Origin of the sequence: Sorangium sp. So ce1153, from assembly GCF_051521595.1 — a bacterium.
GTDB lineage: Bacteria > Myxococcota_A > Polyangia > Polyangiales > Polyangiaceae > Sorangium.
Genome location: NZ_CP150361.1, coordinates 13,989,513 through 14,010,650, shown reverse-complemented (window position 1 = coordinate 14,010,650; position 21,138 = coordinate 13,989,513). Strand labels below are relative to the sequence as shown.

17 protein-coding genes and 1 tRNA gene are annotated in these 21,138 nt (G+C 70.6%); 6 read left to right on the top strand and 12 right to left on the bottom strand.

What is annotated here, in order from left to right; genetic code table 11:
- Window positions 1–167: 167 nt before the first annotated feature.
- Both aceA and aceB read right to left on the bottom strand, forming a co-directional pair.
- Window positions 168–1,466, bottom strand: coding sequence for an isocitrate lyase family protein (gene aceA, locus WME85_RS51005; RefSeq protein ID WP_437306325.1), 1,299 nt, complete (start codon window positions 1,464–1,466; stop codon window positions 168–170).
- A gap of 75 nt (window positions 1,467–1,541) precedes the next feature.
- The gene (gene aceB, locus WME85_RS51000; RefSeq protein ID WP_437832828.1) at window positions 1,542–3,164 is read right to left on the bottom strand and encodes a malate synthase A; all 1,623 of its coding nucleotides are present in this window, start codon (window positions 3,162–3,164) and stop codon (window positions 1,542–1,544) included.
- A gap of 215 nt (window positions 3,165–3,379) precedes the next feature.
- Here aceB and WME85_RS50995 point away from each other — a divergent pair, with 215 nt between their 5' ends.
- Window positions 3,380–4,810 carry a helix-turn-helix domain-containing protein gene (locus tag WME85_RS50995; protein WP_437832826.1) on the top strand — a complete coding sequence of 477 codons (1,431 nt, stop codon included), beginning with the start codon at window positions 3,380–3,382 and terminating at the stop codon, window positions 4,808–4,810.
- A gap of 72 nt (window positions 4,811–4,882) precedes the next feature.
- On the opposite strand, the gene WME85_RS50990 is transcribed toward WME85_RS50995, so the two are convergent.
- From WME85_RS50990 to WME85_RS50980, 3 genes are read right to left on the bottom strand one after another with little or no spacing between them, the layout of a single operon-like run.
- Window positions 4,883–5,254: a response regulator gene (locus tag WME85_RS50990; protein WP_437832825.1), complete on the bottom strand. Its 372-nt coding sequence runs from the start codon at window positions 5,252–5,254 to the stop codon at window positions 4,883–4,885.
- Window positions 5,251–5,946 (bottom strand): histidine kinase, encoded by a 696-nt coding sequence (locus WME85_RS50985; protein WP_437306321.1) that lies wholly within the window; start codon window positions 5,944–5,946, stop codon window positions 5,251–5,253. Before WME85_RS50985 ends, WME85_RS50990 begins: the two co-directional genes overlap by 4 nt.
- Window positions 5,947–5,970: 24 nt before the next feature.
- Window positions 5,971–7,404 carry a sigma-54-dependent transcriptional regulator gene (locus tag WME85_RS50980; protein WP_437306320.1) on the bottom strand — a complete coding sequence of 478 codons (1,434 nt, stop codon included), beginning with the start codon at window positions 7,402–7,404 and terminating at the stop codon, window positions 5,971–5,973.
- 808 nt (window positions 7,405–8,212) lie between these two features.
- Here WME85_RS50980 and WME85_RS50975 point away from each other — a divergent pair.
- Together WME85_RS50975 and WME85_RS50970 are read left to right on the top strand one after the other, a co-directional pair.
- The gene (locus WME85_RS50975) at window positions 8,213–8,386 is read left to right on the top strand and encodes a hypothetical protein (RefSeq protein WP_437832824.1); all 174 of its coding nucleotides are present in this window, start codon (window positions 8,213–8,215) and stop codon (window positions 8,384–8,386) included.
- An 83-nt stretch (window positions 8,387–8,469) separates the two neighbouring features.
- Complete coding sequence (locus tag WME85_RS50970; RefSeq protein WP_437306318.1) at window positions 8,470–8,949, top strand: hemerythrin domain-containing protein; 480 nt, start codon at window positions 8,470–8,472, stop codon at window positions 8,947–8,949.
- 365 nt (window positions 8,950–9,314) lie between these two features.
- Here WME85_RS50970 and WME85_RS50965 read toward each other — a convergent pair whose 3' ends face one another.
- The 4 genes from WME85_RS50965 to WME85_RS50950 form a co-directional block, all read right to left on the bottom strand.
- A complete protein-coding gene (locus tag WME85_RS50965; protein ID WP_437306317.1) occupies window positions 9,315–9,599 on the bottom strand; it encodes a hypothetical protein in 285 nt (94 codons plus the stop codon).
- Window positions 9,600–9,614: 15 nt separating this feature from the next.
- Window positions 9,615–9,833, bottom strand: coding sequence for a hypothetical protein (locus WME85_RS50960; RefSeq protein WP_437832822.1), 219 nt, complete (start codon window positions 9,831–9,833; stop codon window positions 9,615–9,617).
- A 49-nt stretch (window positions 9,834–9,882) separates the two neighbouring features.
- Window positions 9,883–10,437 carry a hypothetical protein gene (locus WME85_RS50955; protein ID WP_437832821.1) on the bottom strand — a complete coding sequence of 185 codons (555 nt, stop codon included), beginning with the start codon at window positions 10,435–10,437 and terminating at the stop codon, window positions 9,883–9,885.
- A gap of 497 nt (window positions 10,438–10,934) precedes the next feature.
- Window positions 10,935–11,099 (bottom strand): DUF1328 domain-containing protein, encoded by a 165-nt coding sequence (locus tag WME85_RS50950; protein ID WP_437506030.1) that lies wholly within the window; start codon window positions 11,097–11,099, stop codon window positions 10,935–10,937.
- A 556-nt stretch (window positions 11,100–11,655) separates the two neighbouring features.
- Here WME85_RS50950 and WME85_RS50945 point away from each other — a divergent pair.
- The 3 genes from WME85_RS50945 to WME85_RS50935 all read left to right on the top strand — a co-directional run bounded on the left by WME85_RS50945 (window position 11,656) and on the right by WME85_RS50935 (window position 16,960).
- Window positions 11,656–14,502 carry a PAS domain-containing protein gene (locus WME85_RS50945; protein WP_437832820.1) on the top strand — a complete coding sequence of 949 codons (2,847 nt, stop codon included), beginning with the start codon at window positions 11,656–11,658 and terminating at the stop codon, window positions 14,500–14,502.
- A gap of 407 nt (window positions 14,503–14,909) precedes the next feature.
- Entirely contained in the window at window positions 14,910–15,326 is a 417-nt protein-coding gene (locus WME85_RS50940; RefSeq protein ID WP_437306313.1) for a response regulator, read from the top strand.
- Entirely contained in the window at window positions 15,323–16,960 is a 1,638-nt protein-coding gene (locus tag WME85_RS50935) for an ATP-binding protein (RefSeq protein ID WP_437832818.1), read from the top strand. The genes WME85_RS50940 and WME85_RS50935 overlap by 4 nt, the downstream gene beginning before the upstream one ends.
- 521 nt (window positions 16,961–17,481) lie before the next feature.
- On the opposite strand, the gene WME85_RS50930 is transcribed toward WME85_RS50935, so the two are convergent.
- The 3 genes from WME85_RS50930 to WME85_RS50920 form a co-directional block, all read right to left on the bottom strand.
- Window positions 17,482–17,563 (bottom strand) — tRNA-Leu (locus WME85_RS50930).
- Between the two features lie 190 nt (window positions 17,564–17,753).
- Window positions 17,754–18,926 carry an ATP-binding protein gene (locus WME85_RS50925; protein ID WP_437832816.1) on the bottom strand — a complete coding sequence of 391 codons (1,173 nt, stop codon included), beginning with the start codon at window positions 18,924–18,926 and terminating at the stop codon, window positions 17,754–17,756.
- Between the two features lie 150 nt (window positions 18,927–19,076).
- On the bottom strand, window positions 19,077–20,873 hold the full coding sequence (locus tag WME85_RS50920) for a carboxypeptidase-like regulatory domain-containing protein (RefSeq protein WP_437832814.1): 1,797 nt from the start codon (window positions 20,871–20,873) through the stop codon (window positions 19,077–19,079).
- Between the last annotated feature and the right edge of the window lie 265 nt (window positions 20,874–21,138).

Below are 21,138 nucleotides of genomic sequence, written 5' to 3'. Positions count from 1 at the left end.
CGGGCTGGACCGGGCGGGGGCGGCGCGGGCGGCGCGGGCGGCGCGGCAGCTGAGCGCGCGGCCGTGGAGCGCGCGCCGACGGCGGGCAGCGCGGCCGCGCCGCGGGACGGGCGCGGCCAGCGATGCGCGCGCCGCGGACGGGCGCGGCCGTCGCGCCGCGCCGGCGCTCAGAACTGGGCGGCCTCGGTCGACTCGTGGAGGGCGAGCGTGGACGCCGCGCCGCCCGAGATCACCTGGGCGACCTCGTCGAAGTAGCCCGTCCCGACCTCGCGCTGGTGCCGCGTGGCGCTGTAGCCGAACTGCTCGCCGGCGAACTCGGCCTGCTGGAGCTCGGAGTACGCGGACATGCCGCGGCGCTGGTACTGCCTGGCGAGCTCGAACATGCTGTGGTTGAGCGCGTGGAACCCGGCGAGGGTGACGAACTGGAACTTGTACCCCATCGCGCCGAGCTCGCGCTGGAAGCGCGCGATGGTCGCGTCGTCGAGGTGCTTCTTCCAGTTGAACGACGGAGAACAGTTGTAGGCGAGCAGCTTGCCCGGGAACTGCTTGTGGATCCCCTCCGCGAAGCGCCGGGCCTGGTCGAGGTCCGGCGTCGACGTCTCGCACCAGACGAGGTCGGCGTAGGGCGCGTACGCGAGCCCGCGCGCGATGGCCGCCTCGAGGCCGCCCTTCAGCACGTAGAAGCCCTCGGGCGTGCGCTCCCCGGTGACGAACGGCCGGTCGCGCGGATCGACGTCGGAGGTGATCAGCTTGGCGCTGTCGGCGTCCGTGCGGGCGACGAGGACCGTCGGCACGCCCATGACGTCGCTGGCGAGCCGGGCCGCGACGAGGGTGCGGATGAACTGGCTGGTCGGGACGAGGACCTTGCCGCCCATGTGCCCGCACTTCTTCTCGGAGGCGAGCTGGTCCTCGAAGTGCACGCCCGCGGCGCCCGCCTCGATCATGGCCTTCATCAGCTCGAACGCGTTCAGCGGCCCTCCGAAGCCGGCCTCCGCGTCGGCCATGATCGGCGCGAGCCAGTAGCGCCCCGCCTTGCCCTCGGCGTTCTCGATCTGGTCGGCGCGGAGGAGCGCCTGGTTGATGCGGCGCACGAGCGTCGGCACGCTGTTCGCCGGATAGAGGCTCTGGTCGGGGTACATGGTGCCGGCCTCGTTGTTGTCGGCCGCAACCTGCCACCCGCTCAGGTAGATCGCCTTGAGCCCGGCCCGGACCTGCTGCATCGCCTGGTTGCCGGTGAGCGCGCCGAGCGCGGCCACGTAAGGCTCGCTGTGCATCAGGTTCCAGAGCCGCTTGGCCCCGAGGGTCGCGAGCGTGTAGTCGATGCGGACGGTGCCGCGGAGGCGCGCGACGTCGGCCTCGGAGTACGGGCGGACGACCCCGCTCCATCGGCCGGGGGCGACGTCGCCCGGCGTCGCGTGCAACGAATCGGCGGAGATCGGCGTGTTCAGCGGGAAAGCAGCGGACATGACTGGGCTCCTAGCGTGTTGGGGTGACGGGCGGCAGCAGCCGCTGTGTTGACTTCAAATCAAGTGAGCTGAGCGTCACGAGCGCTGTTCCCTGGCCCTCGTGATCAGGAGCTCGTAAGCAGGGAGCGTGAGGAACTCCTCGAAGGTGTCTCCCATCGACAGCCGCTCGAACAGCTCGCGCGCCTCGCCGAAGCGGCCGCCGTCGAAGCGCGCCTCGCCGAGCGCGCCGCGGAGCGCGGCCATCTCGCCGTCGACCGCCGCGCGGAAGCGCTCCTCGGTGAGGGGCTTGCCGTCGTCGAGCGTCGCCCTGTGGCGGATCCATTGCCAGACCTGGGTGCGGGAGATCTCCGCGGTGGCCGCATCCTCCATCAGGTTGTAGAGCGGGACGCAGCCGAGGCCGCTGATCCACGCCTCGAGGTACTGGACCCCGACCCGGATGTTGTGGCGGAGGCCGGCCTCGGTGCGCGCGCCGGGCGGGACTTGCAAGAGGTCGGCCGCCGTCACGCGGACGTCCTCGCGCCTGCGCTCGATCTGGTTCGGCCCGGGCATGTGCGCGTCGAACACCTCGCGCGCGAGCGGCACGAGCCCCGGGTGCGCGACCCAGGTGCCGTCGTGTCCGTCCTTCACCTCGCGCAGCTTGTCGGCGCGCACCTTCTCGAGCGCCGCGCGGTTCGCGTCCGGGTCGCTCTTGATCGGGATCTGCGCCGCCATGCCGCCCATCGCGTGCACGCCGCGGCGGTGGCAGGTCTTCACGAGGAGCTGGGTGTACGAGCGCAGGAAGCGCTGCTCCATCGTCACCAGCGACCGGTCCGGCATCACGCACGCCGGGTCGTTCCGGAGCTTCTTGATGAAGCTGAAGATGTAATCCCAGCGACCGCAGTTGAGCCCGGCCGAGTGCTGCCGGAGCTCGTGGAGGATCTCGTTCATCTCGAACGCCGCGGGGAGCGTCTCGATGAGGACCGTCGCCTTGATCGTGCCGGCGGGCAGCCCGAGCGCTTCCTGCGCGAAGAGGAAGATGTCGTTCCAGAGCCGCGCCTCCAGGTGACTCTCCATCTTCGGCAGGTAGAAGTAAGGCCCGGTACCGCGGCGAACGAGCTCACGGGCGTTGTGGAAGAAGAAAAGTCCAAAATCGAAGAGCCCGCCCGGCAATGGCTTTCCGTCGAGCTCGACGTGCTTCTCCCAGAGGTGCCAGCCGCGCGGGCGCACGAGCAGGGTGGCCAGCCTGTCGCCGAGGGCGTAGCGCTTGCCCGTGGCCGCGTCCTCGTGGCGGAGCTCGCGCCGCGCGGCCAGCCGCAGCGCCGCCTGCCCCTCGATGAGGTTCTTCCACGTGGGCGACGTGGCGTCCTCGAAGTCCGCCATGAACATGTTCGCGCCGGAGTTCAGCGCGTTGATGATCATCTTGGGATCGACAGGGCCGGTGATCTCCACGCGCCGGTCGAGCAGGTCCGCCGGCAGCGGCGCCACCGTCCAGTCCCCCTCGCGCACATCCCGCGTTTCCTGGAGGAAATCGAACCGCTCTCCCGCGTCGAGCCGCGCCTGCACCTCACGCCGGCGAGCGAGCAGCCCCGGCACCCGGTCGGCGAACTTCCGCCCCAGACTGGCAAGAAAGCGAAGGGCATCAGGCGTGAGGACAGACTCGTCGCCCGCGACCCGGGGAGCGAGCAGGCTGAGGTTCGACGTCTCGTGGTTCTGGCTCATCCGCACCTCCTGCAACGCTGCGCGTCGTTACAATGAAGCTATGTTTGTCGATGCCGTTTCAGCGTCAACTTCCCTTTGAAATGCAGGCGGATAAGGTTGTGGATGAAAGGCCTTTACACTCTGTCAACGTGTAAACTATTGTAAATTTCTGCGGTGGCGAGCTGCCGCGCCTGGCCGCAGGTTCAGTAAGCTCAGCTACGTTCGGGAGGGTTTCTATGGCTGATGCACCGCTTCTCGGGGCCAAGGTCCGGGCGCTCCGGCGCCGCGAGCAGATGACGCAGGTCGATCTGGCGGAGCGCCTCGGCGTGTCGGCGAGCTATCTGAACTTGATAGAGAACAACCGCCGTCCGTTGACGGCGCCGCTCCTCATCCGGCTCGCCCAGATATTCCAGCTGGATCTCCAGAACTTCGGCTCCGAAGAGGATGTCCGGCTCACAGCCGACCTCCACGAGGTGTTCGGCGACCCCATCTTCGAGAGCCACGGATTGACGAACGCGGACCTGCGCGAGCTCGTGGCGGCCTCCCCGAACGTCGCGCGCGCGGTGCTCACGCTGTACCGCACCTACGCGACGACCCGAGAATCGCTGGACACCCTGGGAGAGCGGCTGGCCGGCGACGGGTTCGTCGCCGTCGACAACTCGCGCCTGCCCTCGGAGGAGGTGAGCGACCTCATCCAGCGTCGGATGAACCACTTCCCGGAGCTCGAGGAGGGCGCCGAGGCGCTCTGGCGGGAGGCGGAGCTCGACGGCGACGACGTCTACCGCGGACTCGTCCGGTATCTCCACGCGACGCGCGGCATCGAGGTGCGCATCGTGCGGGTCGCGGACGAGCGCCAGGCGATGCGGCGCTACGACCCGGACCGGCGCGTGCTCAGCATCTCCGAGGTGCTGCCGCCCCGGAGCCGCCGGTTCCAGCTCGCGCACCAGCTCGGCCTGCTCACGCAGACGGCGGCCATCGACCGCATCCTGCGCGACGAGAACCTCACGACCCCGGAGTCCCGCGCGCTCGCCCGCGTCGCGCTGGCCAACTACTTCGCCGCCGCGATCCTCATGCCGTACCAGCCGTTCCTCGAGGCGGCGCGCGCCGAGCGCTACGACATCGAGCTGCTCGCGCACCGCTTCGGCACGAGCTTCGAGCAGGTGTGCCACCGGCTGACGACGCTGCGCCGCCCCGGCGCCGAGGGGGTGCCGATGCACATGGTCCGCATCGACATCGCGGGGAACATCTCGAAGCGCTTCAGCGGCTCGGGCATCCGCTTCGCCCGCTTCAGCGGCGCGTGCCCCCGCTGGAACGTGCACGCCGCGCTGATGACCCCCGGCATGATCCGGATCCAGCTCTCGCAGATGCCCGACGGCGCCGTCTACTTCTGCATCGCGCGCACGGTGCGCAGCGACCGCGGCGGCTACCACGTCCCCCACACGGTCCAGTCGATCGGCATGGGCTGCGACGTGCGCTACGCCCGCGAGCTCGTCTACGCCGACGGGATCGACCTCGACAACATCGGCGCGGCCGTGCCGGTCGGCGTGACATGCCGGACGTGCGAGCGCCTCGACTGCGCCCAGCGGGCCTTGCCGGCGCTGCAACACCCGCTGCGCCTCGACGAGAACCGGCGCGGCGTCTCGTTCTACGCGTCCGTGGACAAGTGAAGCGCGCCGCGCCGTGAAGGCGGCGCGCGCGCCGACGCCGGCCCCCCGAAAGGGGCGGCAGGGTGTTGCCGCTCAGCTCGGCCGGCCGAGCATCTCGTTGAGCGTGGACACCAGGCGGGTCACGTCGACCGGCTTGACCAGGTGCGCGTGCGCCCCGGCCATCCGGCTCTTCTCGCGGTCGTCGTCGCCGCCGAAGCCGCTCACCACGATGGTCGCCCGCGGCTTCGTCGCGAGCGACGCGACGAGCTCGATGCCGCTGCCATCCGGGAGCGACACGTCCGTCACCAGCGCGTCGATCGGGTTGTCGGCGAGGCGCGCGCGCCCCTCCTCGCACGAGCGCGCCACGACCACGCGGAAACCACGGCGGCGGAGCGCCATGCCGAGCAGCGTCGACGTGTCGTCGTCGTCGTCGAGCACGAGGACGAGGGGGAGATCCGCGCTCATCGAGCACCTGCCTTGCGGTCTGCCTCGTTGAGAGGCCACTCCAGGGTGATGCGCGTCTCCGCGCCCACGCGCTCGACCCGCGCCGCGCCGCCGTGCGCCTTGAGCACGCCGTCGATGACGCGGACGGGCAGCGCGCCCTCGTCGAGCGGGTCCGAGTCCGGCGAGAGCGCGGCCTGGAAGAGCTCCTCCACCGACGCCGTGTCCGAGTCGCTCGTGAGCACCACGCGCGCCTTGTCGCCGTGCGACGCGAGCTCCACGGCGACCCGCGCGCGCGCGGCGCGCAGGGCCAGCATGAGCGCGTCCGCGAGCGCGGCCGTCATCGACGCCGGGTGCGCGAAGCCGCGCAGCGGCGCGAGGTCGAGCGCCACCGACACCTGCCGCCGGCCATAGACGAACGACGCCTCCGACACGGCCTGGCGGACGAGCGCCTCGAGGTCGAGCGACTGCACCGGCGTGTCGAGCTGCCGCGCCAGCTCCGACGCGGCGGTGTAGCGGTCGGCGAGGCGCAAGAGGCGGCGCACGCCTCGCCGCGCCATCGTGAAGAACGCCACGTTCCGCGCGGTGGTCTCGCCCCCGAGGGCGCGCTCCAGCTCGTCGAGGGCTCCGGCCACCACGCCGGCCGGCCCGCGGACGTCGTGTCCCGTGCGAGCGAATAGCTTGTAGACCGACTCGGGCAGCGCCTTTTCCGTCATTCCTTACGCCTTACCTCGCCTCTCTCAGCTCAGCGAAGAGCTCGCCGAGCCTGGGGGAGAGGCAGCCTTGTCCTTGTCTGGGCCTTCGTCCCCGCCCGAACCATCCTGCTCGCCGTAGCGCTCCAGCTTGCGGTAGAGCGTGCGCCGGTCGAACCCGAGCATCTGGGCGGCGCGCGACTTGTTGCCGCCGACGAGCGCGAGCACGCGCTTGATGTAGCGCTTCTCGAGCTCGTCCATCGTCATGATCTCCGCGGGCTCGTCGACGGCGACGACGAAGCGGTCGGGCCGGTAGGCCTGGACCTTGTCCGGCAGGTCCTCGACCGTGATCTGCTCGAAGCGGGCGAGCGCCACGGCGCGCTCGATGCTGTTCTCGAGCTCGCGCACGTTGCCCGGCCAGTTGTACGCGGTGAGCTTCTCCGCGGCCGCGGTCGAGAGCGAGAGCACGCCCTTGCCGCTGCGCGACGAGAACTTCTCGAGGAAGTGCATCGCTAGGTGGAGCACGTCGGTCCCGCGCTCGCGCAGGGGCGGCAGGTCGATCTTCACGACGTTGACGCGGTAGTAGAGGTCCTCGCGGAACCGCTTCTCGTACACCTCGGTCTCGAGGTCCCGGTTCGTCGCCGTCACGATGCGCGCGTCGAACGGGATCTCGGCGTTCGAGCCCACGGGCCGCACCTTCCGCTCCTGGAGGGCGCGGAGCAGCTTCGGCTGGACCTCGAGCGGCATCTCGCCGATCTCGTCGAGGAAGATGGTGCCGCCGCTCGCCTCGAGGAACAGGCCGGTACGCTGGGTCTTCGCGTCGGTGAAGGCGCCGCGCGCGTGGCCGAACAGCTCGCTCTCGAGCAGCGCCTGGGGCACGGCGGCGCAGTTGACGGCCACGAAGGGGCCGGGCCGGCCGCTGGCCTCGTGGATCGCCCGCGCGATGAGCTCCTTGCCGGTGCCGGTCTCGCCGTGGACGAGGACCGAGGCGTCGCTCCGCGCCACGCGGCCGATCAGGTCGTAGACGCGCTTCATCGCGGGGCTTCGCCCGACGAGCCCCTTGGTCTGCTGGACGTCGTGGGCCGCCTCGCGTAGGCGCTTCACCTCGGACCGGAGGCGCCGGTGCTGGACGGCGCGCGAGACCGTCAGGCCGAGGAGGTTCGAGTCGAGCGGCTTCGTGACGAAGTCGAACGCCCCGGCGCGCATCGACGAGATCGCGGTCTCCATGCTCCCGAGCGCCGTCATGACGATCACGAGCATGTCGGGCCGGGCGCCGAGGATGCGCTCGCAGAGCTCGAGGCCGCTCATCTCGCTCATGCCGACGTCGGTCAGCACGACGTCGAAATCGTCCTCGCTCACCAGCTCGAGCGCGCTCTTGGCCGAGGTGCGCGCCGCCACGGAGAATTCCTGCCTCTTGAGGAGGGCTTCGACCAGATCGCACGTCGCTTCGTCGTCATCGACGACGAGTATCCTGCCGCTCATCGCGTGTCCTTCCCCGGCAGCTCTATAGGTCGACCGCTGCCTGCAGTTGCAGGGAACGTGCCACGGAGACACCGCGCCATCAAGCCCGGGCCGCTCTCATCCTTGAGGTTATCTCACGTGACGTTTCGCCACAGGTGCGCGTTCCTGCCTCAGCCATGTAGGCGCCGGGGATTTCCGTGCCGCGCCGGGTCGCTCCAGCGACCAGTCTCCAGCGGAGCGACAGCTTCCACGGGGACTTTTCATGCCAGGCGAGCTTACGAGCAGCCTGGATTTCCACAGAGTTACAGCACCCAAGCGCGTGATGCACATTGCGGGCCCGACGCGCAGCGGCTGGGTGAGTCAGGCGGTGGTGACGCCGCGCCGAGGTGATCACCGAGAACAAAAATGTCTTGTGCTCGCGCGGCCCTGGCCGCGGCGGTGCCGGAGGCAGCGCGACGGCGACGCGGCGCCGGACGAGCGCGCGCGATCGAGCCTGGGACCGGTCGTCGAGGAGCACCAGCGCGCGAGGACAGGACCGACGTGGCGCGATGCCGGCCGAGGACGGCAGAAGGGAAGACGCGGTGGCTGAGCGGCGCGCCGCTCGCGGGCGGGACCAGATGGGCAGGCAGGCCCCTGTTACGGCGAGATTGCGCGATGGATGCCGTGTGCCGCTGTTGGTTTGATCACTCCGGGCATACGAAGCTGCCGAGTCCGTCCGCGATCCTTCTCGAGAGGCGAAATTCCCCATCGATATTCCAGATTCCGGATCCTGGCCTGTTCAACCCCGGAATAAGACCGTCCGGCACGACCGTTGCTTCAGGCTGTCCTGATGGAGAAGGGGGGGCGGCTGAGCGGGGAGCAGGACGAGATATGCCTGCTGATTGCTGAGTCCGGTGTCCCCTGGACCCTGCGCGAGCTGCTCGGCGGCGGCGCGGTCACCGTCTCGCTCGATGGCCCCCGCGGCGAGCCGCTGCGGCGCTCCGCGCACCTCGAGGCCCCGTGAGCAGGGCCTCCAGCGAGAACAACAAGGCTCCTCGTCGATCTCGATCTCCTCAACATCACCCTCGTTCTCCGGGAGAAGAATGCATGAAGGCGACACAGCTCTTGAAGGGGCAACACCGCGAAGCCGAGAGGCTGTTCAATCTGGCCCTCTCCGGCATCGGCGATGTACGGCGGGTGACGGACGAGCTCACGAAGCACCTGCTCGCCCACATGCTCGCCGAGCAGGTGGTGCTCTTCCCGGAGCTGCTCGCCATCGAGCCGGATCTGGTGGGCGGGGCGTGCGAGGAGCACACGGTCGCGCGCTTCGAGATCCGGCGCGTCGTGAACACGGCGCCGGAGGATCCGAGCTTCAGGGCCAAGCTCGGCGCGCTGAGGGACCTGGTGATGCACCACGTCCACGAAGAGGAGCGGGAGCTCCTGCCCCGGATGGAGGCGGAGCTGACGGACGACGCAAACGAGCGGCTCGGCCAGCAGATGCTGGAGCTCTTCGAGGCCCTCATCGCCCACTCCCGCCGCACCCACGGCGCGGGCCACGCCGCAGAGCGCACCGCGACGGCGGCCTGACGGCCGGCGCGGGCCTGTTCCTCCTCTCTCCCGACACGTACAGCGCGCGCCCTCGGCGCTCGCTCCGGCGCTCGACAGAAAACGGCCCGTGCAGCGCTCCGCGCACGCAGCGCGCGCGTCCCGGACGACATCGTTCCAGGGCGGCTCCGTGGAACATGGGGTGCGACCACGGCGCACGGAACAACCTTCCGTGGCCGCGGCCGCACCCGGTGCCCCGGCGCCTGTCCCATCGGCTCAGGAAGAGCGCACAGGAAGGCGGATAGACGAGAGGATCCTCGACCTTTCTCTCGTCTATTCGCCTTCCTGGTCCATCCGACCGTCACCCGCCCCGGCGCCCGGGGGAGCGTCCTCGCCCCCGTCTGGACTCAAGGGTTCGTCGCGGGCGCGTCGCCGGGGCCGGTTGGGCCGCCGTGGCCGGGCCCGTACCCGTGGGACTCCCCATAACCGAGATCCTCGGGGACCATGGTGTCCGCCGGGCTCGACGACGCGGAGGAGGTGGCGCTCGGCGCATCGTTCGCGGCGAGCTCGTAGACGCCGCGCTCCAGCTCCATCTCGTCGAGGGCCGAGCCGCAGGCCCGGCAGGGCGTCGCCGCCGTCGACACGAAGATGTACCTGCGGCTACACGACTTGCAGCGGAGCTCTCGGATCATCGCTGGCTCGCCGGGTCAGCTGGGCCGACCGTGCCGCGTCGCCTCCTGGGCTTCACGCAGCTCGTCCCCTTCGGGGCCGTCCAGGGCGCTGGCAGCCTCCTCCGCGTGCTCTTCGATCTTGCCGCCCTTCACCGACCTCTCCACGCCTTCGCGGTAGCGCCGATCTGCCGTGTGGTTGCCCTCGCCCTCGACGTCCGCGGACTGATTCTGCTGAGAAGCCTTCTGATTCTCCATCGTATCCTCCTGATGTTGAGCTCTCTGGGTCAAGATTGCGGGTCTTGCATCAGACGCGCCGCTTCGCGTCCTGGATCGCGCGATCGAGCTCCTCCACGCGCTGGTCGACGCCCTTCTTCACCTCGTCGAGGTTCGTGCTCGTCGCCGCGTCGAGGTCGCGCAGGCTCCTGCGGACCGCCTCCGACTTGTCCTGGAGCTCCTTCACGAGCCTGTCGACCTCGACCTTCGACATCTTCTTCTCGGCCTTGGTGCGGAGCTCGGCGACATCCTTCTCGAGGTCCTCGATCTTGCGCGTCGTGGACGCGCGCACGTCCTCTCGCGCCTTCGAGAGCTCCGCCTGCGCCTCGACGGTCTTCTCCTGGGCGTCGACGGCAGCGTTGTTGAGCTTCTGCGCGGCCTCCCGGAGCGCCTTGTCGGTCTCCCGCTCCGCGCGCTGGTCGATCTCGGCGACCTTCTTGTCGAGCTCATTGGCGACCTCCGCCGCCTTCTGCTGCGCCTCCTGCTGCGCGCGCTCGGCCTTGGCCTGCGCGTCCGTGGGGGACTCGCAGCCCGCGCAGACGCTCATGACGATGGCGATGGGAAGGAACGTACGGACGGTCAGCATGATGATCTCCTACGGTTGCGGTTGAGGCTCGACCTCGCCCGGGCGATCGCCGGGCGCGACACGAAAGCCCCATCGCAGCTCTCCGGGATGGGCCTCTCGGCGCCCTGGATGGGGTCATCGCCCCGTATTGCGACAGGCGTGCCATGCAGAAGCGGCGGAGACCGCTCGGTCTTTCGAGACAAATCGCCTCGATCGTGGCCCTCGAGCACGTGCAACCACGCGCGAAGGCCCCGGCGATGACGCAGCGCCCACAAGCAACAACGCAATGCGCCACCGGCAGAGCGGACGAGGCTCGTGCAGAGCTGGAGTCGACGGGGATAACCCCCTTCGACGCCTGGCGCCGCTCGTACCGGGATTCAGGGATGCTGGAGAGGTGAAGAGGGGACGGCGCGCTGAGGCGCGCGGGGAGGCGACCTGGTGTGTCAGGCCGCTCGCGGCTGCGTGGGCTCTTGTGGGACAAGGGCCCATGCGGCGCGTGAGGATCGGAGTGGAGCGCGTCAGACCCGGACGCGACGGCCAAGCGCGAGCGAGACGACCGCCAGCACGAGGAAGATGACGAAGAGCAGCTTCGCCACCGAGGCGGCGCTCGCGGCGATGCCGCCAAAGCCGAAGATGGCAGCGATGATGGCGACGATAAAGAACGCAACACTCCAACTGAGCATGGTAACCTCCTAATTGGGTGAACTGGTGTTCCAGCGTTTCGAACCAGCGTTGTTGCGTTCATTGCAGCCGCCGTGCCGCCGAGGTCCCCTGGTGACGAACGCGGCTCGGCTCCTCGGTCGCGCTCGATCGTTTCCGGCGCGGTCGTGCGGCACATGAAGGCGCAGAAGCTGCGGCAAATTGCCTCGTTCGTGACGTCCTGCGTCGCACAGCGCTCTCGCGACCTGGCGGACGAGCTCGGCACAACGTTTGCTGGCGCTCACCCCTGTGCGCGCAGGAGGGAAGTCGGGCTCAACACAACACCGGTGTCGAGGTCGAGCTCGGCGGAGGGACGGGGGCGGCTGTCCCGTACGGCCGCCGGTCGGCTGGCCGCTGCCCGTGGGCGCGCGCGGGCTGCGCTGGCGAGGCGTCTTGTGGCGTTCGGCCAGCTCGCCGAATATGTCGTGCTCGATGATCCCAGCCGCGGCCCAGGTCGACCAGGGTCGCTCGCCGGTCGCTGCCCAGGCTCCTGAAGGCGATGTCCGCCGACCTGGAGCTCACGTCGCGAACGACCCGAACATGACGATGCCTCTCCCCACGCTCATCAGGACCCGCCGCGAGGCCATCATCGAGCGGTTCGTCGGCGAGCTGCGCAGGCGAAGCTCGGCGGCACGAGACATGCCGAAGCCCCTGCTCATCAACTCGCTGCCGAGCTTCCTGGACGAGGTGGCCACCAGCCTGGAGAACGGCTCTTCGACGCGCGCCAGCGACGAGGCCGCACGCGAGCACGGCGAGATGCGCTGGGAGAACGGGTTCGACCTGGACGTGATGGTCCGGGAGTACGGCGTCCTGCGGCGATCCATCCTCCGCGAGGTCCAGGAGTCGGGGATCACGCCGAAGCTGAGCGACGTCGAGGCGCTGTCGGAGCGCGTGGACGCCGGCATCGCCAGGGCGGTCAGCGAGCACACCCGGCTCCAGCTGGAGGCGCTCGACGCCGAGCGCAAGCGCACCGAGCTCGAGCGCGGCAAGAGCGGCTCGCTCCTCGCCCAGGCGCCGGCGCCGATCTGCCTCCTCCAGGGCGCCGGCCTCGTGTTCGAGCTCGCGAACCCGCTCTTCTGTCAGATGGTCGGCCGCGACGATCTGCTCGGCAAGCCGCTCGTCGAGGCCGTCCCGGAGCTCCGCGGGCAGGTGCTGCACGCGCAGCTCGAGTCCGTCATGGCGAGCGGAAAGCCGAGCGTCGCCAACGAGATCCCGGTGCGAATCGCGCACTGGACCGGCGAGCTGGTGGAGCGGATCTACAACGTCCTGTGCAAGCCGGTCTGCGACGTGAGCGGCGCCGTCGAGGGCGTGATGGTCACGGCGTTCGAGGTGACCGAGCAGATCGGCGCGCGGAGGAAGGCGGAGCGCCTCGCGCTCGAGCTCCAGCAGAGCGTCGCCCAGCGCCTGCGCGCGGAGCAGGCGCTCCGCGTGAACGAGGAGCGGTTCCGCAAGGCGCTCCGGGGGTCGCCGGTCATGGTGTTCAACCAGGATCGGGAGCTCCGCTACACGTGGATGCACAACTCGTTCGGCAAGTCGGAGCGCGAGGTGCTCGGGAAGACCGACGCGGAGGTGCTGGAGGACCCGGAGGCGGCGAGGTCGCTCGACCGGGTGAAGCGCGAGGTGCTCTCCAGCGGGGTCGGCCAGCGGCGCGAGATCGCGCTGCACACCGCCGGGCGCACGCAGCACCTCGACATCTCGATCGAGCCGCTGACGGACGACGCCGGCGAGATCATCGGCATCACCTGCACGGCGACGGACATCACGGAGCGCAAGTCGATCGAGCAGGCGCTGCGGGCGAGCGAGGCGCGGTTCCGCACCGTCCAGGAGGCGTCGCCCGACGGGTTCATGATCCTGCGCAGCGTGCGCGACCCATCCGGGGCGATCTCTGATTTCGAGTGGGTGTACGTGAACCCGGCCACTGGACCCATCGTGGGCGGCCGGGGCAAGGACCTCGAGGGCAAGCGGCTGTCGGTCGAGATGCCGGGCAGCTCGCTCGCGAGCGCCTTCGCCACGTACGCGCGCGTCGTGGAGACCGGGGAGGCTGCCCGGGTCGAGCTCTTCTGCGCGCACGAGGGCGCTCCGCAGACGTTCCGGGCCATCGCGGTGGCGCTGGGCGACGGCGTGGGCCTCTCGTTCCACGACATCACCGAGCAGAAGCGCACCGAGGCCGAGCGCGTCCAGCTCCTCGAGCAGGAGCAGCGCGCGCGCCAGCACGCCGAGCAGCTGAACCGTCTCAAGGACGAGTTCCTCGCGACCGTGTCGCACGAGCTCAGGACGCCGCTCCAGTCGATCCTGGGCTGGGCGCGGATCCTCCGGACGGGCGAGGTGGACGCCGAGTCGCTCGAGCGGGGCCTCGCCACGATAGAGCGCAACGCGAAGGCGCAGTCGCAGCTCATCGAGGACGTCCTCGACGCCTCGACGATCATCGCGGGGAAGCTCCAGCTCCGGACCGATCCGGTCGACGTGCGGCAGGTGCTCGCCACGGCGCTCGACCTGGTGCGCCCGGCCGCGCTGGCCAAGGGGGTGACGGTCAACGCCTGGGTCGTCGACGACGTGGGCATCTTCCTCGGCGACGCCGATCGGCTCCAGCAGATCGTGTGGAACCTGCTCACGAACGCGGTGAAATTCACGCCCTCGGGGGGCCACGTCCGGGTCGGAGCCCGGCGCGTCGACGCCCTGCTCGAGGTCGAGGTCGAGGACAACGGCGAGGGCATCCCGAAGAGCTTCCTGCCGTTCCTTTTCGAGCGGTTCCGGCAGGCGGACGGGGGGATGACGAGGGCCCACGGCGGGCTGGGGCTCGGCCTCGCGATCGTGCGGCACCTGGCCGAAGCGCAGGGCGGCACCGTGGACGCCGAGAGCGACGGGGAGGGCAAGGGCGCGCGCTTCCGGGTCCGGCTCCCGGTCCGCGCCGAGGCTCACACGGCGCTGCCGTCCCCGCAGCGCCGGGGCAGCGACTCGCCTGGGGGCTCCGCGCGCCGCGTGCTCGAGGGCATCCGCGTCCTCGTCGTCGATGACGAGACCGACGCCCGCGAGCTGCTCGGCATCATCTTCGTGCGGGCGGGCGCGACGGTGCGCGAGGCGGCCTCGGCCGGCGCGGCGCTCGAGGCGCTCCGAGAGGGCGAGTTCGACGTGCTCGTGAGCGACATCGGCATGCCGGGCGAGGACGGTTACGCGATGATGAGGCGGCTGCGCGCGATGGGGACCGAGGTCGCCGTGAGCGGCATCCCGGCGCTCGCGCTGACCGCGTACACGCGCATGGAGGACCGCCGTCAGGCGATCGCCGCCGGCTTCCAGATGCACCTGGCCAAGCCCATCGAGCCGAACAGCCTGGTCACCGCGGTGGCGCACCTCGTCGGCCGCGCGGGCAACCGCGGTAGCTGGCCGTAGCCTGCCGGGCGCGGCCGCTCGGGCGGCCCTGGTCGCAGCGCCGCCGCCGGGCGCGGGACGCTACCGCTCGGCTCGGCGCGACCGCGGCCCTCGGAAAGCGCGTGCGCGCCGGCCGAGGACCGTCTTGGGCACCCGGACCCACCCTGGCCACCACTCGACTCTTCCCGGCACTGCTGAGCCACGCTAACGTGAGCGAACCGGCACGGGCCGCGTCGGGAACGGAGCGCTCGGAGAGCCGAGCGTGCCGCGACCCGGCTCCCTTGCGAAGCAGGCCGTATGCGGTGTCTCCGTCCCCGGAAACAAGTGAGCCGGCCACCAGCTCCGTCGCACATCGCCCGGCGTCATGTGCAGCGTTGCTCTCGTATGCTATCGACGGGCCAGCGTTTTGCCCCTGAGCGAGGACGAGGATGGACGGTAAAATCCTGAATATTATCCTGGTCGAGGACGACACCGTCGACGTGATGAACGTCCGGAGGGCGTTCGAGAGGGGCAAGATCACGAACCCGCTCTGGGTGGCGGGCGACGGCGTCGAGGGGCTGGATCTGCTGCGCGGCACCCAGGTGCCCAGGGATCGGCGGCTCGTCCTGCTCGACCTGAACATGCCCAGGATGAACGGCATCGAGTTTCTCCGCGAGCTCCGGGCCGACGCGACGCTGAGGGCGACGCCCGTCGTGGTGCTGACGACCTCGAACGACGATCGGGACAAGGTGGACGCATACGACCTGAACGTCGCTGGGTACCTGCTCAAGCCGGTGACTTTCCTGAGCTTCGTCGAGCTGATGACGGCACTGAACCGGTACTGGACTCTCGTGGAGATGCCTTGAGCCATAGGTCGGTTCGTCTCCTGGTCGTCGACGACGACACGGTCGATCGGATCGCGATCCTGCGAGCGCTGCGGAGCGGCCGCGTCGACGCCGAGATCAGGGAGGCCGACTCCGTCGATTCGGCGCTCGCGGTGCTTTACGAGCAGCAGATCGACTGTGTGCTCCTCGACTTCTACCTGCCCGGGGGCGACGGGCTCGCGGTGATCGAGGCGGCGCGCAAGGCGAAGCTCACGGCGCCGTTCATCATGCTGACCGGGCAGGGAGACGAGTCGCTGGCGGTCGATCTGATGAAGCGGGGCGCGGCGGACTACGTGCCGAAGAACCTGCTGACGCCCGAGCGGCTGGTGCAGAGCCTGCGCTACGTGCTCAGGCTGAACGAGGCCGAGCGCCGCGAGGACGAGGCGCGCAGGGCGCTCTCTCGCCACGCGAACCAGCTCGCCCAGCTCACCGAGGCGACGCTGCGTATCCACAGGTCGCTCTCGCTGAACGAGCTGATCCAGCGCACGACCGACGAGGCGCGGGCGCTGCTCGACGCGAACGTGGCGGTCGCGCGGCTGGCCGCGCGGGGCGTGACGCAGCGGTCGATGACGGGCGTCTCGCTCTCCGAGGAGTACGCGGCGCGGGAGGATCGCGACGGTATCCGCGACATCGCGCTCGGCCTGATCGAGCGGAGGAGCACGAGCGTCCGGTTGACCGACGACGAGATCGCGAGCGATCCCACGTGCGCCGACGTGCTCTCGCGCGCGCCGGCGGAGCTGCACCCGCGCTCGCTGGTCGCGGCGCCGCTGCGCGGTCGGGACGGCCAGTGCATCGGGAGCGTCCAGCTCCTCGACCGGCGCGACGGCCCGTTCGTGGAGAGCGACGAGGTGCTGCTCACGCAGCTGGCGCAGTCGGCGTCCGTCGCCCTCGAGAACGCGCGGCTGTACAACGAGGCGCAGGCCGCGACGCGGGCCCGGGACGACCTCCTGGCGATTGTGTCGCACGACCTCCGGAACCCGCTCAACACGATCGCGATCACGGCGTCGCTGCTGCGGAGCGATCTGCTCCAGCGCAAGGACGGCGAGGAGGACGACGCCGTGCAGCTCGTCGATCGCATGGACCGCGGGATCCAGCGCATGACGCGGCTGATCGAGGATCTGCTCGATGCGTCGCGCATCGAGGCGGGGCGGCTCGTCGTGTCGCCGAGGGTGGAGCGGGGCGGCGCGCTCGTGCGCGAGGCGCTCGAGGCCGCGGCGTCGCTCGCCGAGGCGAAGGGCTGCCGGGTGACGCAGGGGCCGCTCGACGCGGGCCTGGAGGTCCTCGCGGATCGGGATCGCGTGCTGCAGGTGTTCTCGAACCTGCTCGGCAACGCGCTGAAGTTCACGCCGAAGGGCGGCGTCGTGAGCGTGTCGCTCTGCCGCGTGGCCGATCTGGCGCGCTTCTCGGTGGCGGACACCGGCCCGGGCATCCCGCCCGAGCATCAGCCGCACCTCTTCGATCGGTACTGGAAGGCGTCGCAGGAGTCGCGCACAGGAGCAGGGCTGGGCCTGTACATCGCGCGCGGCATCGTCGAGGCGCACCATGGGACCGTGGCGGTCGAGAGCAGCCTGGGCCACGGGACGACGATCCACTTCTCGCTGCCCCTGGCGAGCTGAGCGGGCTGCTGCGCGCCGGCCGGCGGGCGGGCGCGAGCGGCCGGCGGGCGGGCGCGAGCGACCGGTGGGCGGGCGCGAGCAGCCGGTGGGCGGGCGCGAGCGGCCGGTGGGCGGGCGCGAGCGGCTCGACGGGCGGCGGCGAGGGGGCGCCAGCACGAGCGGCTCAGCGGACGGTACGAGCGGCTCGCGAGGGCGCGGAGGGCGAGCCGGAAATGCTCACGGCGTCTGGGCGAGGTCCTTCAAGGGATCAGGCTGCGAGACGGCTCACTGGTTGTGAAATGACACCTTGAGCGGCGCGCATGGGGGCAGCGCGCCCTACACGCTCGACAGCGCGTGTGCGTACGACGTGCATTTGCGCCCGAAGCACGCAGGCAAATCCGCTCGTCAAGAGCTCGCGGTCCAGTGTGGCTCGCGAGGTTCAGTCAGCGGCTGCGTAGGCTTGAGGTGCGAGGGAGGGAGTGAGGATGAGCTCCCTGGCTCGCTCTGGTGCTGGTCGGATGATCGATCGATTCAGAAGACAGTGCGAAGGGGGGGACTTGAACCCCCACGGTGTTACCCGCTAGCACCTCAAGCTAGTGCGTCTGCCAATTCCGCCACCTTCGCGAGCGCGTTGTGGGACGGAACCTACCCAGCTGGCCAGGGAAGTCAAGCTAATCCTCTCGGAGTCGCGCCAGTGCGCGTTCCCCGCGTCACGCGGCGCACGGCGCGTACGCCGGCCTCGCGACCGCGGCTGACCGTCCGTCGTTGCGCGTCGTTGCGCGCTTGCGCCGCGCGGCAGGAGCGCGCGGGCTCTTCAGCGGACGAGCGCCTCGACGATCTCGCGGATCTCGAACGGCTTGCGGACCCAGGAAACGCCGCTGTTGGCCGGGAGAGGCGCGGCTCCCGCGCTGCCGGACATGACCACGAGCCGCACGTCAGGATTGGCGCTGCGCACGGCGGAGACGGTGCCAAGGACGTCCTGCTCGATCGGAGAGATGTCGAGCAGCGCTGCCTGAAAAGGGCCCGAGGCGAGCGCGCCAGGGAGCTCGCTCGCGCTCTGCACGCTGACCAGGCTCGCGCCGCGCGCCGTGAGCGCCGTGTCGAGCAGGTCCACCACCGCGTCGTCGTCCTCGACCACCAGGATCCTGATGCCGTCGAGGACCGCGCCCGACACCGGCGACGTCGTGCTCCGCGGCACCGGCGGGCTCTCCTCGACCTCGGCCACGCCGTGCGACGCCCCGTCGGCGGGCAGAGAGCCCTCGATCGGCCAGCGCAGCTCGAAGCGGGCGCCCTCCTCCGACGGAACAAGCGCGAGCGCGCCGCCGGAAGCGCTGGCCAGCGCAGCCGAGTGGCGCAGGCCGATGCCAGCACCGCCCGGCCGCGTCGAGACGCCGGAGCTCAGCAGCGTCGCGCGGCGCGACGGCGGGACGCCCGGCCCCTGATCGGCGACACCCACGATCACCGACGCGCCGTCGAGCCTCGCGTCCACGCGCACCGCAGAGCCGCGCGGCGAGAGCGCCACCGCGTTGAGCAGCAGGTTGGTCAAGATCTGCACCACCGCGGCGCCGTTGCTCACGGCGGTCCGCGCGACCGCAGGATCGAGCAACGCGCGGAGCGCTATCGCCGCGCGGCGCGCCTCGGGATCCAGACCGGTCACGGCGTCGTCGATGACATCACCGAGCAGGCGCACCGGCTCCGCGAGCGGCCTCGACGCGACCCCGTCGTCGCCGGCAGGACGCCCCTCGGCGTCGGCGCCGATGGCCCGCCGGATCAGGCGGCGCGCGTCGCGCGCACGGGAGGCGGCGACGCCGAGCGCGCGGCTCAGCTCGGGGCCTTGCTGCTCGCCCTGGGCCCGCTCGATGCAGCCCACGATGACGGTGAGCGCATTGGAGACCTCGTGCAGCGCGACCGCGAGCTCCTGCGCTGAAGGCGGGGAAGCCGCGTCCGCGCGCCCCTCGCCGGAGCGCTGCCCCGGATCGCCGCGCAAAGGCTGCCCCGGATCGCCTCGCAGAGAGGGCGCGAGCGTCAGGCCATCCTCTGTTGAAGGCTCCGATGTCCCACCGCGCGTCGGCTGCGCCACGGGCGCTAGCCTATCGCGCTCCGCGCTGAGCTGGTACCGCCCTTTTTCGCTCCGACTTCACCGGGACGTCGACGGGGGGAGCGGCAGGACGTAGGAGCCGTCGGGCTTCGACCGGGTCTCGCCGATCTGGATGACCGCCGTCACCGGCTCCTGCGCGGTCTTGCTCTCGACCGGGAGCCACGCCACCACCGCGGCGTCGCCGAGCGGGGCGCCCGACTCGTCGCGAACGCTGCCCTGGAGCACGGCCGGGTAGGGCACGGCCAGATCGAGCTCGGTGACCGCGGCGTCCGTCGCCGAGACCGCGAGGCGCGGCCTGACGAGCCACGGATAGGTGGAGCCCGGCCTCGGCCGGACCGAGAAATCGAACTCCCCTGGGTCGGCGCCGAGGGAGAACGAGCCCTTGCGCAGGACCCCGGACGCCTGCCGAGGCGGCAGCGGCTCGGGCTTCAGCACCTGGCCGAGGTAGGGCGTGTCCTCGCCGACGGAGGGGACCGCGAGCACCGTCGCGCCATCCATCAGCTCGCCGAGCGGCCCCTGGACGCGGCCGCGCAGCGTCCCGGCCTCCGGGATGAGGACCGACTGGCCGCAGAAGCAGTCGTCGCCGGCGGGAAACTTGAGCGACTGCCTGGCCGTCGCCTTGGTCGTGTCGTTGATCGGCCGCGCGAAGATGACGTACTCGCCGGGCGGGAGATCGGCCCGGAAAAGGCCGTTCGCGTCCGTCTCGGTGTCCAGCTTGTAGGCGGCGGTCGGCGCCCTGTCGATATCCGCGCTCTGGATGCGGACGGCAGAGAGCACCGGGTTGCCCTTCGCGTCGACCGTTTGTCCCTCCACGCGGCGCGCGGCGGCGTCGAGCTGGAGGAGCGAGAGGCTCAGGTTCCCCGTGGACCCCTGGAGCGCTACCGAGGCGAGCTCCCAGTAGACCGTCGGCCGCGGATCGCCGTCGTTCGGACGCAACCGGATGAGCGGGCTCTTCTCCTTGTCGGTCCAGTAGTACTTCACGCTGAACTCGACCTGCGTCGGAGTCCCCGGCTGCTGGAGCTCACCTTGAGCGAGGACGTCGAACTGGGAGATGACCCTGCCGGTCAGCTGGTCGACGAGGTCGAGCTTCCACCCGTCGACGCGCACGCCCTGCGGCACCTGCAGGCTGCCTTGCAGCACGGCGGGCTCGTCGGCATTGATGCCGAGGTTCCACTGCTCGGGGATGAGCTGGTTCGGCATGAGGATCGGCGGGGGGACGTCGTCGCTGCAGTCCAGGTATGGCTGCGGAACCAGGTAGATGTCGTAGTTGCCAGTGGGGATCGCGATCTGAAACTTCTGGCCGATGGTGCTCTCCGCCTCGTCTCCCATCGCCGCTTCCGGATCGACGTCCGGCTCCGAGGCCGTCGAGTAGCTCTGCGTGGGCAGGCCCAGGACGGGCGCGACGCGCCGGAACTCGACCCGCACCGGGAACTGCGCGCCGGCGAAGCGGCCGCAGTAAACCCCGCCGAGGCGCGCCGTGGCGTTCACGCGCGCGGGCGCGGGGATCCCGAGATCCAGGAAGCGCACCTGGCCGGCGTCGTCGTGCGGGGGGAAGCCGCTGCCGACATCGAGGTCGAGGAGGTGAGAGACCTCCGCGCTCAACGCGCGCGAGGCGCGCGGCCGGACCTCCAGGATGAGCCCATCCAGGTGCGCGCTGGTCGAGACGCACGCGCGCTGTCCGCCGACATCGGCGCAGGTCGCGCCCGCGCCGCACTCGTTCGAGCTGTCGCAGGCGTTCATGGAGACGGACTCCGTCGCTTCGAGCGGGATGCTGCACGCCGCCGAACCCGACAGGCAGGCGAGCAGCGCGACGCGCACAGCGGGTCGCCAGCTCACAGCGCCCCCCTCTCCGGGCGCGCGACGCTCCTCGTGCAGAGCGTGGCCATGGCCCGGCGGCAACCCCGCGCGGTGGGGGAGCGCCGAGGCTCCGCTGAAGCGCTGGCGGCCGGCAGCCGCCGAGCTGAGGAAGGTAATGCGCGGTGCCCGAACGGGTCCGCACCCGAGCAGGCGCAGGGGAAAATCACGCCGGAGAGAGGAGGCGATGTTCGTGCCAACCAGCCGCTGGCGTTCCGGGCAGCGCGCGACGTGCATCCAGCTGGCA

What these genes read in the sequence shown, in the direction of transcription:
- WME85_RS50955 (WP_437832821.1), bottom strand. Translation starts at nt 10,437, where the DNA reads ATGCTGACCGTCCGTACGTTCCTTCCCATCGCCATCGTCATGAGCGTC.
- aceB (WP_437832828.1), bottom strand. Translation starts at nt 3,164, where the DNA reads ATGAGCCAGAACCACGAGACGTCGAACCTCAGCCTGCTCGCTCCCCGG.
- WME85_RS50980 (WP_437306320.1), bottom strand. Translation starts at nt 7,404, where the DNA reads ATGAGCGGCAGGATACTCGTCGTCGATGACGACGAAGCGACGTGCGAT.
- WME85_RS50940 (WP_437306313.1), top strand. Translation starts at nt 14,910, where the DNA reads ATGGACGGTAAAATCCTGAATATTATCCTGGTCGAGGACGACACCGTC.
- WME85_RS50960 (WP_437832822.1), bottom strand. Translation starts at nt 9,833, where the DNA reads ATGGAGAATCAGAAGGCTTCTCAGCAGAATCAGTCCGCGGACGTCGAG.
- WME85_RS50950 (WP_437506030.1), bottom strand. Translation starts at nt 11,099, where the DNA reads ATGCTCAGTTGGAGTGTTGCGTTCTTTATCGTCGCCATCATCGCTGCC.
- WME85_RS50975 (WP_437832824.1), top strand. Translation starts at nt 8,213, where the DNA reads ATGGAGAAGGGGGGGCGGCTGAGCGGGGAGCAGGACGAGATATGCCTG.
- WME85_RS50990 (WP_437832825.1), bottom strand. Translation starts at nt 5,254, where the DNA reads ATGAGCGCGGATCTCCCCCTCGTCCTCGTGCTCGACGACGACGACGAC.
- WME85_RS50995 (WP_437832826.1), top strand. Translation starts at nt 3,380, where the DNA reads ATGGCTGATGCACCGCTTCTCGGGGCCAAGGTCCGGGCGCTCCGGCGC.
- WME85_RS50970 (WP_437306318.1), top strand. Translation starts at nt 8,470, where the DNA reads ATGAAGGCGACACAGCTCTTGAAGGGGCAACACCGCGAAGCCGAGAGG.
- WME85_RS50945 (WP_437832820.1), top strand. Translation starts at nt 11,656, where the DNA reads ATGACGATGCCTCTCCCCACGCTCATCAGGACCCGCCGCGAGGCCATC.
- aceA (WP_437306325.1), bottom strand. Translation starts at nt 1,466, where the DNA reads ATGTCCGCTGCTTTCCCGCTGAACACGCCGATCTCCGCCGATTCGTTG.
- WME85_RS50985 (WP_437306321.1), bottom strand. Translation starts at nt 5,946, where the DNA reads ATGACGGAAAAGGCGCTGCCCGAGTCGGTCTACAAGCTATTCGCTCGC.
- WME85_RS50965 (WP_437306317.1), bottom strand. Translation starts at nt 9,599, where the DNA reads ATGATCCGAGAGCTCCGCTGCAAGTCGTGTAGCCGCAGGTACATCTTC.